This is a genomic window from Parasaccharibacter sp. TMW2.1882, assembly GCF_023337635.1.
In the GTDB taxonomy this organism is placed as follows: domain Bacteria; phylum Pseudomonadota; class Alphaproteobacteria; order Acetobacterales; family Acetobacteraceae; genus Bombella; species Bombella apis.
In genome coordinates, this window is the sequence record NZ_NWUT01000001.1 from 976,450 (window position 1) to 990,284 (window position 13,835).

Annotated in this window: 10 protein-coding genes; 3 read left to right on the plus strand and 7 right to left on the minus strand. The window is 58.2% G+C overall.

What is annotated here, in order from left to right; translation table 11 throughout:
- Positions 1–20: 20 nt before the first annotated feature.
- From CO583_RS04530 to CO583_RS04555, 6 genes are all read right to left on the minus strand, one after another.
- Positions 21–2,465 (minus strand): DUF3772 domain-containing protein, encoded by a 2,445-nt coding sequence (locus tag CO583_RS04530; RefSeq protein WP_248630307.1) that lies wholly within the window; start codon positions 2,463–2,465, stop codon positions 21–23.
- An 81-nt stretch (positions 2,466–2,546) separates the two neighbouring features.
- Positions 2,547–3,710 (minus strand): glycerate kinase, encoded by a 1,164-nt coding sequence (locus CO583_RS04535; RefSeq protein WP_248630306.1) that lies wholly within the window; start codon positions 3,708–3,710, stop codon positions 2,547–2,549.
- Between the two features lie 43 nt (positions 3,711–3,753).
- On the minus strand, positions 3,754–4,545 hold the full coding sequence (locus CO583_RS04540; protein ID WP_086431766.1) for an epoxyqueuosine reductase QueH: 792 nt from the start codon (positions 4,543–4,545) through the stop codon (positions 3,754–3,756).
- An 80-nt stretch (positions 4,546–4,625) separates the two neighbouring features.
- Positions 4,626–5,798: a Na+/H+ antiporter NhaA gene (gene nhaA / locus CO583_RS04545; RefSeq protein WP_248630305.1), complete on the minus strand. Its 1,173-nt coding sequence runs from the start codon at positions 5,796–5,798 to the stop codon at positions 4,626–4,628.
- Positions 5,799–5,874: 76 nt separating this feature from the next.
- The gene (locus CO583_RS04550) at positions 5,875–6,738 is read right to left on the minus strand and encodes a transporter (protein WP_081563390.1); all 864 of its coding nucleotides are present in this window, start codon (positions 6,736–6,738) and stop codon (positions 5,875–5,877) included.
- Between the two features lie 283 nt (positions 6,739–7,021).
- Positions 7,022–8,380 (minus strand): cytosine permease, encoded by a 1,359-nt coding sequence (locus tag CO583_RS04555; protein ID WP_043562053.1) that lies wholly within the window; start codon positions 8,378–8,380, stop codon positions 7,022–7,024.
- A 212-nt stretch (positions 8,381–8,592) separates the two neighbouring features.
- Here CO583_RS04555 and CO583_RS04560 point away from each other — a divergent pair, with 212 nt between their 5' ends.
- Together CO583_RS04560 and CO583_RS04565 are read left to right on the plus strand one after the other, a co-directional pair.
- Complete coding sequence (locus tag CO583_RS04560) at positions 8,593–10,137, plus strand: carbohydrate porin (RefSeq protein WP_248630304.1); 1,545 nt, start codon at positions 8,593–8,595, stop codon at positions 10,135–10,137.
- 144 nt (positions 10,138–10,281) lie between these two features.
- Entirely contained in the window at positions 10,282–11,010 is a 729-nt protein-coding gene (locus tag CO583_RS04565) for a YfdX family protein (RefSeq protein WP_248630303.1), read from the plus strand.
- 353 nt (positions 11,011–11,363) lie between these two features.
- On the opposite strand, the gene CO583_RS04570 is transcribed toward CO583_RS04565, so the two are convergent.
- The gene (locus CO583_RS04570; protein WP_227656462.1) at positions 11,364–13,037 is read right to left on the minus strand and encodes an efflux transporter outer membrane subunit; all 1,674 of its coding nucleotides are present in this window, start codon (positions 13,035–13,037) and stop codon (positions 11,364–11,366) included.
- Between the two features lie 98 nt (positions 13,038–13,135).
- On the opposite strand from CO583_RS04570, the gene CO583_RS04575 reads away from it, so the two are divergent.
- Complete coding sequence (locus CO583_RS04575; protein ID WP_227656461.1) at positions 13,136–13,819, plus strand: TetR/AcrR family transcriptional regulator; 684 nt, start codon at positions 13,136–13,138, stop codon at positions 13,817–13,819.
- The last annotated feature ends 16 nt before the right edge of the window (positions 13,820–13,835 follow it).

A 13,835-nucleotide genomic window follows, 5' to 3' on the forward strand; every position in this document is an offset into this window, starting at 1 on the left:
CAATCACCCTGGCTTTTTTTTCATGTCTGGGACCCATCATCAGATGGCAGCGTCATAGAAACCTGCGGCACCATGAGGCTGATACCTTCCTGGCTGAAACGTGCCAGCACCCCGGAGATAACAGCCGTTCTCACGGCATCACTGTTCGTGCCCCGTGCAACATAGATCGCCAGCGTCGCAGAAACCGTATCCCCCACCTTGTCACCCAGCCAGCTCTGCGGGGCCGGGTCCTTCAGAACATCCGGCTGATCCGCCACGACAAGCATGAAAAGCGCCTTCACCTTGTCCACACTCACATTGGTCGGTACAGCGAAAACAAGGCTCATCTTCAGCGGATTATGACCCGCACTGTAATTCTGCACATTCGCCGTGATAAACTGGGAGTTGGGAACAATGAGTGTCGTTCCATCACTCAGCCGGATATCCGTTGCCCGGACATTCACACGCTGAATCACCCCCGTATTGCCACTGATGGTGATCTTGTCCCCAGCCTGGGCCGGACGTTCCGCCAGCAGGATCAGACCAGAAATGAAGTCTTTGACGATGGACTGGAGACCAAAACCCACACCCACTGACAGCGCACTGACAACCCATGTCAGATTCTGTACGGAAATGCCGATCATGGCCAACAGCTTGAGCCCCGCAGCGATCCACAATGTATAAGTCAGAATGCTGATGATGGATGTCCGTGCCCCATTATCCAGGGACGTGACCGGGAACAGACGTGTCTGCAGCCACTGTTGCAAAAACCGTATGGCGTAATAAACGCCCACCAGCAGCAGGGCCGCTCCCACTATCGTCCTTGGCGAGACGGGCACACCAAACAGGATACCCCCACCAAAGACATGCTCCAGCTGCCGCCATGTCCCGATGAAGGAAACACCATTTCTACCCTGCAACAGGGCAATGAATACCATGACAAGGCTGAGACCAACCAGCGCCGTAGTGATGACCTCCATCTGCGCAAGACGGCGGGCACTCAGCTCCAGCTCGGTCCACAGCCGCCCAAGACGGCTCTGTGCCGAAAAGAGGAACTGTGAAAAGTCCCGCCACGCCTGCATGAGCAGCATGACGGCCCCAAAGGCATAAAGCAGCGTCAGCACCCAGTCATTCAGCAGGAAAGCAAAGGAGATATAACCACTCAGAACGGCAACGGCCGTCACTCCCATGAGCAGGGCAGAAACACCATGCAGGGGAATATGCTGGATCAGTACGGCACCAATATCCTGCCCCGTACTGCCTGCCTCCACATCACCCAGAGCCGCCCCGTTTTTCTGGTCACGTTTGCTGGAGCGGCACGTCAGATACAGCAGGATGGATGTGGAAAGCGCAAATGCTCCTTCCAGCACGGCATCCAGCCCGGGGCCAACATCGCGGCTGACTTCGGCCGTCCGCAACGCTCCGTAGAACAGGATTCCTCCACCGAGAAGCAGACTGCACGGCAGGCACGTCCTGCCCAGAAGCCAGCGCTTGAGGGACACCCCGGCCCCGATGATGAAACCACACACCGGCAGTGCCTGTGTCAGATACGCGCCCTGCATGGCGGGCACGCCATCACTGTCGAAACCCACAAGCTGCCAGCCCTGCCAGAGGATTTCCGCCAGCAGACCACACAAGACACCGGCCAACACGCTCCCCAGGGCACGCTGGCTGCGGATCACGCCCCCCCAGCTCGCCTGCCCCCGGGCTGAAGCAAGAACACGGGTCGCCAGCTGCCTCAGCACGAAGCCAAACAGCATGACCAGGCAGCCAATACCCAGAACACCAACCAGTGCCCTCGGCTCATCCTGCCCCATATCCCGGAATGTCGCATAACCATCCGACAGGGCCCGCCGCCAGAAACCGACCCCCAGAGGAGAATCGACATGCCGTACCAGCGCTCCCTGCTGGACCTTGCGGCGCAGGTCGTCCAGCTGACCTTCCAGCTGGCGGGTCTGAAGATCACAGACACGCATCCGCACCAGAAGAGCCGTAATCCCCATGGAGGTTTTGCGGGCCGTGACACGCTGCCGGGTGATGGAAGCATCCTCCCCATCCTCGGCCTTGTCGCCAAGAACCTTCAGCAGGGAATTGATGGAGCCCTCATAAGCCTGGATCTGCGCCATCCCGTCCGTCACATGCTGGCGGACCTTCGCCACCTGCTGCGTGTAGGAATCCAGCAACCGCCCGGCAGGCAGCCCCTTCAGTCCCCCCAGAGCGGCACCAACCGTCCGCAAGGTCGTCTGGTCCTGGTCCAGCTGGGTCCGCAATGCCCCCGACACACCGGCCCAGCCAAAATCACCTTCCGGCTGCCCCAGAGGCAGGGAAACTGTCCCGACGGGCGCAGCGTGCGCCGGGGCTGACCCGGAATCCACCTTGTCAGCAGCACTGGCGGCCATGCCCTGCGCAGGAGCCGCCAGCATGGCAACCAGCCCAAGGCCTGCCCCCATGCTCACCATGATCTGACGAACAGAATAACGCTTCATAAAACCTGCTTGTTTCCAATGTCTTGATTCATGACCTGCTGGGCAGACGAACACAGAAATATGGTAGAGTTATGTTACCGTTCAAGATGATCCCGACAGGTTCCGTCCCATCTCCATCCCTGTCCGTATCGCAGCGGCGACATTCTCTGCTGTACGACGGACATTCTCACGGGCCTGCGCCAGCACGACCGGCAACGCCTCGGGACGGGGAACCGTATCAAAGAAAGCATCAATGCCCACCTGATGCATCCTGTCCACACCCTCTCCCGTAGAACCGACAATGGCAATGACAGGCCGCCCCTGGGCTCTGGCAACCTGAGCAACCCCCATGGGAGCCTTGCCCTGGGCACTCTGGCCATCCATCCGGCCCTCCCCGGTGATGACAAGGTCCACATCCCTGAAACGGGCAGCCAGCTGAAGCTGGTCTGCAACAATCTCCACACCTGGCCGCAGCCGTGCCTTCGTAAAAGCCAGGAGCCCAGCGCCCAATCCCCCCGCAGCACCGGCCCCGGGCACAGCCGCCACATCCTTCCCACACCGAAGGGCCAGGATACGGGCATAATGCGCCAAGGCATCATCCAGAAGAATTACATCCTCTGGTCCAGCCCCTTTTTGGGGACCAAAAACATGCGAGGCCCCCTGCGGCCCTGTCAGAGGGCTGGTCACATCGCAGGCCCCTTCCAGCGTGATGTCAGACAGGCGTCTGTCCAGACCGGAAAGGTCCACATCCGCCAGCCTGGCCAGAGCCCCACCACCAGGCGGCAGCTCCTGCCCCTGCTGATCGAGCAGGCGGGCCCCGAGAGCCTGCGCAAACCCGGCCCCTCCATCATTGGTAGCACTGCCCCCCAGGCCGAGAATGACATGTCGGCACCCATGTTCCAGAGCGGCAAGAACGAGCTGCCCAACTCCATAAGTGGTCGTCCGCAAGGGATCACGCTCTTCTGGCTGGAGCAGGGGAAGGCCCGCCGCTGCTGCCATCTCGATGATCGCCGTCTGCCCATCACCGCTGATGCCGAAAAAAGCAGGAACCGGCATCCCCAGCGGCCCCGTGACGGAACAATGCACCAGTTTACCATCCGTACCCTGCACGAGGGCTTCCACTGTTCCCTCTCCACCATCTGCCATAGGCAGGCAGACATACGATGCTTCAGGAAACACGCGGGAGAAACCTGCTTTTATCTCCTCAGCCACCTCAAGTGGGGCCAGACTTTCCTTGAAGGAATCACAGACAATGGCAATTTTCATACGTCCCTCCTGCCTTCAGGGTGCTCCCCGGGCAGGAAAAGGTCTAGTCTTCTTCGCCGTAGAATTCCTCTCCCAGCACGATGGCGGGCCGCCCTTTTGAACGCCGGAAATTGTTCGTATCCCGCAAGGAATAGGCACAGCCACAATATTCCTGTTTGTAGAATCTCTCCCGCTTGCTGATCTCGATCATGCGGGCAGAGCCTCCCCCCTTGCGCCAGTTGAAATCCCAGTAGGACAACCCATCATAGGGCGCCACGGCCCGGGCACCACAATCATTGATCTGGGCCATGTTCTTCCAGCGTGAAATGCCCAGAGAACTCGTCATGACAGGAAACCCGTGCTCATGCGCATACAGGGCCGTGCGCTCAAAACGCATGTCGAAGCACATCGTGCAGCGTATGCCACGCTCCGGCTCCCATTCCATGCCCTTGGCCCGCTCAAACCAGTTGTCCCTGTCATAATCGGCATCAACGAACGGGATGTTGTGTGCCTCGGCAAACCGGACATTCTCTTCCTTGCGCAGAAGATATTCCCGCTCTGGATGGATGTTCGGATTATAGAAGAAGATGGTGTAGTCGATGCCTGATTCCGTCATCGCCTCCATCACCTCACCAGAGCAGGGGGCACAGCAGGAGTGAAGCAGCACCTTTTTCTGCCCACCCGGAGGCTCCAGAACCGGCCTGCCGGACGGTGTCAGCGGAGCAGACACACGGCGCTTTTTCCGGGCTGCATAGCCACGTTCCCTACCGGTCGGGCTGGCCACTCCGGCATGTGTCGTTCCATCACAGGCCGGGTCATGAAGGGCATCCGGCCGGTCTGTCCGCTCATGGCTCATCAGTGAGTTCCTCTATCCGATCATCAGCACACGCCCGCCCCCATACAGAGGCACGGCAGAACTGTCGAGTAGATAGAGCTTCACGTCTCTTTCACCACGCATCTCAACCAAAACCAGCCACTGGCCACGGCCATGAAAGAGCCGAGAAAAATACCGATCTTACTGGATATGAGCAGGCCCGAAGCAGGAAAGGCCAGCGAAGCCATGAAAAGACTGACGGTAAAACCCAACCCACAGAGCAGACACAGACCAAAAAGCATCGGCCATGATGTCCGGGCCGGAAGAGAAGCCAGGCGGCACCGTATGGCAAGCCACGTCATGCCGAAAATTCCGGCCGTCTTGCCCAATACCAGCCCCACCACAACAGCCACGATCAGACGCAGATCAAGGCTCGTGAGAGACGTATCAGCCAACGGCACACCCACCATGACAAAACCGAACAGTGGCAACACCCCCCATGTGACCCACGGCGCCAGACCATGCTCCACACGCTCCAGAGGAGACGGGCCATCATGCCGGGCGGTCGGCAGGCAGAGCCCCACCACGACACCCGCCAATGTGGGATGCAGCCCCGCTTCCTTCAGGCAAATCCACAGAAGCCCCCCACCAATGCCATAAAACCACAGGCAACGGACACCCCGCCAGCCGGCACAGGCCATCATGCCCACAAGGATGATCGTACCGAAAAGCGGCATGGCATGCGGTGTTCCACCATAAAAGAGGGCGATGATGAAAATGCCCAGCACATCATCAAAAATGGCCAGTGCCATCAGCCAGACCCGCCCTCCTTCCGAAACACGCCGCCCCAGCGCCAACAGTACAGGCAGCGTAAAAGCTGCATCCGTTGCAACGGGAATGGCCCAGCCTGACCGCAGGGCAGGGTCAGGTGCAGCGATCAGCGCATACAGCCCTGCTGGAACAACCACACCTCCCAGAGCAGAAAGACAGGGCAGAAGACATTGGCGAAATTCTGCAAGGTGTCCGGCTGTCAGTTCCTTTTTCAGCTCAAGCGAAATGGTGAGGAAAAACAGCGTCATCGGCCCAATGGTGACCAGCTCTGCAACGCTGGGCAGGCAGAAGGGTGACAGGCCATCCCCCAACGGGACAGGTCCCAGAGGCTTGGCCAGCAGCGCATAAAAAGACCGCCATGGTGAATTGGCCAGGATGAAACCTGCCAGCGCCATGACCAGCAGAAGGCAGGGGCCGCCCGTTTCCGGCGTCAGAAACCGATGTCTGCATGTTGCCGTCATCATCGTCCTTTTATGGCTGTCGAGACCGCTCCCCTCTTACAGCGCTCCGGGGAAAAAATCTCTACCACCTGCAAGACGGTCAGTAATGTGAGAACAGGGCCCCCTCAAACAGATAAACCAGCTTGAAATAATAAGCGTTGGTCTCCGGTACATAACGTCCGTCCACCGAATGGGCATAGCGGGTCGTGATGTTAAGCCGGGGATTGATGTTCCACATCAATCCCACGCCCAGCGTAACCTCCCGGCTGCTGCTGTCCGCCACGGAGCGCCCCAGCGTGTTGTCATGCCAGCCGGCATTGTTCTGCCAGTCCATGGAGAAAAATGGCTCCCACCTGCGGCTGGCTTTCCAGCTGAAACGCAGATTGCTGTGAAAGGCCGTCCCCGGATGATAGGAATGTTCCCCTCTGACATGCATGGTCGAAGCCACCACAGCCCCGAGGTCTCCACCGAAACTGAAATGTTTCCACTCATAATCAAACATGAAGCTTGAAAGATTGGACCAGTATTGCGGGTTCAGGACTTTCCGGGTGGCGCTGGGTGTCTGCATGAAGGTCTGGATACCGAACGTGCTGTGTTCATTCGGTTTGAACCACACCGCAGGCCCTGTGATGGTCGGCCCCAATCCACCATAATTTGTGCCATCCGCCAGACGGTAACTTTCCGTCTGGATGACTTCATAGGCAAAACCGACATGAGGAATGGAATCAAACGTCCAGAAATGGACGTATTTGCTCAGGCCAGACCATGTATGGCTGCCCCGTTCCGGCTTTCTGGCCCCTTGCCCATCATAATAATTTCCTGCTGCATTCCCGTCACCATACTGGACGAATACATTGAAAGGCTTGAAATCCACTGGCAGGTCATATTCATGCGGACCAATGACGGCAAACGTGATGTCCGATGCTTCTGCCGAAGCAGACGACAGCAGCCAGAACACGACCATGCCACCCAGCACCAGCAGCCCACCCGGTGATCTCACCCTCCTCAGCCACAGCATGCAGAGCCTTCCCCACAGAGCAGACATGACGCAGGGCCCGGCCGTCAACAAAAGAGCTGCATCACGTCCCCTGCCACCCCCACAGGGATGGCCAGTCTAAAACGGCTTCTGCCTGTATAGAAGGATCGGTTCTCTTTTAACAAGTCAGATCAATTACAAATATAATAGTACCCTGTCAGTACAGCTTACATCAGACCCCAATGAAACCCCTCATACGACCAGATAAAGCTCAGGCTCTCACCCCGTCACATCGTCTCACCCAGAGGTAATACACGACGGCCGTCACCAGCAGACTGACAATCCATGAAATATCCACTCCATGCAGGGCTTCCACAAGCGGCCCTGTATACGGGCCGGTCTTCATGAAAGGCAGTTCAACCAGCACACCCAGGAGATAAATCAACACGACCGGCAGATTGAACCGCCCATACGGTCCACCATCCGCCCTGAAAAAGGCCATGACATCATACTCGCCATGGCGCAGCAGGTAATAATCGCACAGATTGATTGCCGTCCACGGCACGAGCACTGCCATCAGTACATCCAGAAACGACGTGTATGCCTTCAGGAAGTCACCAACCATGCCAAGGCTCATGACCAGGGCCGCCCCCAGCAGAAGAACCGTCATGACCAGCCGCCCCCACAGGCCGGCACGCCACGACGGCCAAAAGGTCTGCACCAGAGTAAGGCTGCACAACGCTCCACAATAGACACTCATGGCATTGGCCAGCGGAATGGCCAGTGCCAGCACCAGAAGAACGATATTGCCCATATGGCCGCCCGTCAGGGAGAGCGCTCCAGCCAACGGCAGGGACGGATAGCTCAGTGACAGCAGGCTCCCCAGCACCATGGGCAGAACAGCCCCGATGACAGTTCCCCCATAGGTCGCCCAGAAGGCCTGCCGGCCGGACCCGGCCTCATCCGGCAGATACCGGGAAGAATCAGAAACATAAGGGGCATAGGCGATCTGCCAGAGAGCCGAAACGGAAAAGGCTCCGAAGAATCCGGCTACCGTGCCGTGCATGTCTGCCAGCAATGTGCGGGAAAACCCGCCCAGCCCACAACCGATGGCATAAATGACCGCCACAATGGAAATCCAGCTGGCCAGACGGGAACAGACATGGATGGCCCTGTACCCCATCATGCAGGGTAGAAGTGTCAGCACCGCAATGAGCCAGACCCCCCTGCTGCCCTGGAAGACAGGCAGCACATGCGCCAGGGCTTCTCCCCCCACGACACAGTTGGAAGCAGCAAAACCGATATACATGAGCACGACCAGCAGGATGATCGGCACCGACCCATAAACGCCAAACTGCCCCCGACTCTGCACCATCTGGGGCACACCCAGACGCGGGCCCTGTGCCGCATGGAGCGCCATGAAGACAGCCCCCACCACATTACCCAGCACCAGCGCCAAAACGGACCAGATGAGCGACAGCCCGAATACGGCTGGCCCCAGAGCCCCGGTAACAACCGTCAGCAATGTCATGTTGGCACTGAACCAGACCGAGAACAGGTCCGCTACCCGCCCGTGACGATGCGCCTGAGGAACGGGGTGAATGGTATGGGTTTCCATATGGGTACTCATGGCCCCGCTTTTCCCACACTCCCAGAGGCGTGAAAAGAGGTTACTTCATGGCAGTCCCGTCCAGACAGCAGGTCAGACTGAAAAATATCCAGAGGTGGAAGATAGACTTTGAAGTTTTACCCAAACTTCTTTAACAGATTCCGCAACAATGCGCTCTTTCTTGGGGGCAATTTCGTACCGTCAGGGTTCTTTTTATAGAAATGGGGACTATTATGCCTGCCATATTCTCTTGCCCCATACGGCAGAACGTACCCATTTCTCTAAAAGAACTACGCCGTTATTCATCAGTTTTTCTCAAAAAGCTGGCCAGGCACTGGTCCTGGCTGCTGCCAGTCGCCCTCTTCTGCTTCGCCACCCCCGGTGCGCAGGCACAGGTACTTGATGAAATCGTCGGTAACGAACCCCTGCTCCGGGTTGATACCCCCCTGCCTGCCCATGGCGGCTATACGACCTCGGTTCCTCCCTTTGGCAGGCCGGAGGCCCTCTTTCCCCATGGCTTTGGCATGACGGACTGGCTGCGCAAACGGGGCATTGCCCTCCTCCTCGACAATACGAATGAATTTGCCGGGGCCATCACGCCGCCCAAGAAAAACTATCCCAACTCCCAGCATTTCGCACCCTACAAACAGGGCGCCAGCAATGCCGGGCAATATGCCGCCTCACTCAACATAAACTGGGAACAGCTCATCGGGCTGCGGGGTTTTTCCACACACAGCATTGTTGTCGGCCGCTATGGAACAACAGCCAACCGCATGTTTGGTGACTGGCTGAACCATGCATCGGAAGATTACGGCGGTGGCGGCAATGTGGTTGTCCATCTCGTCATGGCCTATGGTGAAGAAGACCTGTTCAATGGCCGCCTTGCCATCGCTGCCGGCCGCATGGCGGAAATGTCGGACTTCCAGAACAGCCCCCTCTTCTGCAACTTCCAGAATGGCAGCATCTGCGGACGGCCCAAGGCCGCCACGGACAGCAGCTTTGTCAGCGGTTATCCTGCAGCTGTCTGGGCTGGGCGCATCCGGGTCCGTCCCTCCCGCTTCCTTTATATACAGAGCGGCCTCTATGCCGGAGAAAACGGCATCTACAAGAACGAGCAGCACCGTACCGGCTTCAAGTTCAATGGCGGCAACATCAACGGGTTCCGCCTCCCCTTTGAAATGGGATGGGAGCCCCTCTTCGGCAAAAACCATCCCGGGCATTACAAGATCGGCGGCGTGATGATGACCGCCCCCAGCCCCGACAATTATCTTGATGAGCAGGGGCGTCCCTACGCCCTGACCCATGGCAGACCCCGCACACGGCATGACGGTTACGGCGCCTGGTTCATGGCCGACCAGCATATCCTGAACCATTACCACAGCAGCAAACGGGGCATCACGCTGCTGGGCGGATTCCTCTATAATGATAAACGGATCGCCCTGCGGGAATGGGAAGCCTATGGGGCTCTCATAGACCGTGGAATTTTCCGCTCCCGCCCCTTTGACACGTTTGGTCTTTCCTTCACCTACGAGAAAATTGCCCCCGGTGTGCAAGCCACCGAGACGATGATGCTGGACACACAGCAGTTCAGCCGCCTCCCGGACCATGCAACTGGCGTACAGCGTCATGCCGCCGTGTTTGAAGTCAACTACGCCATCCATGTCTATCGGGGTGTCATTTTTCAGCCACTGCTGGAATATTTCTTCCGCCCCAATGGCCAGGGCAATCTCCGGGATGCGGCTCTGCTTGGCTTCAAAAGCCATATCGAGATTTTCTGAGAATTTTCAGCCCGATCATAACAGTTGCACATGAGCTGTTTTTAAGCTGTTATCACTGTGATCGGGATGACCTGCATCCTGCGCAGAGGGCTGCAACCATCTGCATGGGAGGGCATCCTCCATCCTATGAACAAGGATATTTCCATGCGCTTCAATACACTGCACAAGGGCCTAGCCCTTTCCCTTTTCGGCCTGAGCGCCCTGACCACATCCGCTTTCGCCGATGATGCCGCACCGGCCAGCAACAATGCCCCTGCCGCCGTCTCCAGCAAGCATGTGAAAAGCGTGCGCAAAAAAGAGCATCGCGCCTTCCATCATCTCTCCGAACACGGCCAGAAGGCCATGGCGAGCATCGTGCAGGCCCAGCAGTTTCTCGCAGCCGGGCAGAGCGAGCAGGCCCTGCCGGCTCTCAACGCCGCCGTGACCCACCTCCAGGCAGCCGCCAAGGCCCGTGAACAGTTCACAGCCGCCGAAGCCGACCTGCACCCCGCTCCCCAGCATCCTGTCTCCAGCAGCCACACACCCCAGAACGGTCCGACGGACTGGGTCCCGGTCGGGGGTGAGGTCATCGCAACAGACATGCTGGAACCCAGCAAAAAGAGTGCCGTGGCAACGGCTAATGCCCAGCTGAAGGCCGGACAGACCGATCAGGCCGCCCAGACCCTTCAACTCGTCGGGCAGGACATCGACTTCATCATTGCTCTGGCTCCGCTGAACCAGCTCCAGGGTTTTGTGAACCGTGCCCTGATCTTTGCACAGGGTCACAATCCCCAGGCTGCCAACGTGGCCCTGAACGATGCCCTGAACACGCTGGTCTTCGTCTCCGAAAATGTCGTGACCGAAGCCACTGCTGCAGCCCAGAAAACCAAATAAGGCTTTCTCCTGTTTCTGCTGGAGACGGGATTGCCCCAAAAGAAAACCGGCATGTATTCATGCCGGTTTTCTTGTATTCATCCCCCCTGATCCTGCCCCACAACAAGGTATCCACGTAGTCCACACCCCCGAAAAGAGGTGTGGATAATCACTCACACAATACAGTGAAGGTGGCCATTTTCTGCGCCCTCGCACCTGTGGAAAACTCTGTGGGCAAGAGATGGCTCCCCTTGACAGCGAGTCTCATCAGCAAGACCGTGGAGTCGCAGGATCATGAGGAAAAAACCATGCACAGCCACTGCTGGCAGGCCAGCACAACCTCCCCGCCTGCATGGCTGTTTCCCCGCCCTTTTTCAGTGTGTCGTTGGCTGCGCTGCCTGGCTGACCTGCTCCTTATCAGGCAGGGTATCAGACCAGCCCCCACCCAACGCATTGTAGAGACGGGCAAGATCCGTTGCGAACGCACTGTCACTGGCAGCCAGATCAAGCTGGGCTTCCTGCAGTTTCTCCTGTGCTTCCAGAACGGACAGGTAAGTCGCCAGACCAGCCCGATACTGGCTGGTTGCCAGAGACAGAGCCCGCTTCTCATCATCCACGGTCTTTGCCAATCCTTCATGATGAATCTGCTCATCATGATAGGCCTGCAAGGCATTATCCACCTCATTCCAGGCCTGAAGAACCGTCTGCCGATATTCCACGGCTGCAGCACGCTGTGCTGCCTTTTTCAGACGAAGCTGACCATAAAGCCGCCCGCCCTGGAAAATGGGGAGAGAGATGCTGGGCCCGACATTCCAGGCACGGGCATTCCAGAACCCAAGGTCCCGGAAAGACAGGGTCTGGAACCCGAAATCTGCCGTCACGGTCACCTTGGGATAGAAATCCGCTGTGGCCTCACCAACTTCTGCTACCGTTTCCCGCAGATGCTCTTCCGCCTCCCGGATATCCGGGCGACGATGGGCCAGTTCCGATGGCAGACCAGCCGGAACGAAGGGGGGAACAGTCGGCACACCCGCCGTCTGTCCAAGCTCCTCATTCAGGCTTTGCGGTGGCATGCCCAATAACAGGGCTATGGCATTCTGCTCCCGCGCCACCGTCTCATCCAGATTGGCCTGCTGGGCCTCAATTCCATGAAGACGGGCCTTCATGCTGTCCACATCCAGCTCCGTAACCAGCCCGCTCTTATAGCGGCTCTGCGCCAACGAAAGCAGATTCTGCACGGTGGCATGGCTATCTGCCAGAATGCGCTGACGTTTCTGATCACCCCGCAGCTGGAGATAATCACGGGCCATGTCGGCCTGACGGGCAATGAGAATGCTGCGCCGTTCCTCCTCGCTCATCTTCATCAGATATTTTGCCGCCTGATACTGGTAGGCCACACGCCCCCAAAGATCGATCTCATAGGTTGCATCAATCTTGTCCTGCCACTGGTTCAGCAGCGGGACCTGGGCCTCTTGGGAGCCCTGAAGAAAATTGGCCTCCTGCGCTGGCAGGTCTGGGAACCCCTTGCCTACACGCTTGAAGATTTCCTGAAGCTGCTTGGAGCTGTGCTGCGAGCGCACATAGGTTCCGTACGCTGAAAGACTGGGGAACCGCTCCGCCCCGGCAATGATCATCTGGGCCCGGCTCTGCGCCAGATTCTGGGTAGCCAGAAGGAAAGACAGGTTCTGCGTGGCCACACGGTCTTCCAGAGATGTCAGCTCAGGGTCGTGAAAACTCTTCCACCAGGCATCCGCCATGGGCAGCTCTGTCACGACAGAAGCGGGAGAGGCCTGTTTACTGGTCCTGTCCTCCGGCGCTGCATTGGCCCCATGAGGGCCATTTCCTTTAGCAGATGCCCCCTTGCCGGACGGCTGGTTGCTACCATTATGCAGGTCATAATGCGGCGGGGCCCAATCCTTCGGCTGATGATATTTAGGGCCGACCATAAGGCACCCCCCCAGCCCCAGCAGAGCCACCCCAGACAGAAGCTGCCAGCTGAAACCGCGTGAAGACAGGTTTCCCACTCCCTTACGGACGGAACGGAACAAATGAGCGTCTTTCACTGTGAAGCTCCTGTAGAATTATCAACATAAAACGGGCCAGAAACAGATCGCCCATATGGACCATGCCGCCCCAGCAGCCTATCATGCCCCTCCATACGCAGGAGCAACCCTTCCACAAACCGATGACCCAGACCGAACACCCGGCCCCCTGTCCACCCCGCAACAGCAAAGCGGCTTCCCGCAAATGCGAGCAGATACTCCAGAGTGCTGGACAGCTTTTCCTCCAACAGGGCTATGAGCGAACCTCCATGTCGCAGATCGCTCATCTGGCAGGTGTCTCCAAAGGGTCGCTCTACAACCATTTCGAGAACAAGGCTGATCTGTTCACGGCTTTTTTCGAAGAACGCAGCCGCACACGCCTCAACACGCTGAAATCCGTATCCCGGGCACCTCAGCCTGACCTGCGCACGGCCCTCAGGCAGGCAGCAGCCACCATCATCACCCTGATGATCGACCCAGAGGCCATAGGCCTCTACCGCATCGTCGTGGCAGAGGCCAACGAGTTCCCCAATCTGGCAGACACGCTCTGGCATTACGGTGTCTCCCGGACACTGACCGGCCTTGCCGACTGGTTTGCAGAGAAACATGCAGGCGGCCAACTGGTCATTTCTGACATCGACCTTGCTGCCGAGCAGTTTCTCACGATGTGCCAGACCCGTATCATCCACCGGTGCCGCCTCTCCCTGCCCGTGGACACCAGCCAGAACAGCATAGACGGCGTGGCTACCATGGTGGCGGAAAGTTTTCTCAGGATGTACGCTCCCTGAAACAATCATCCGGCGG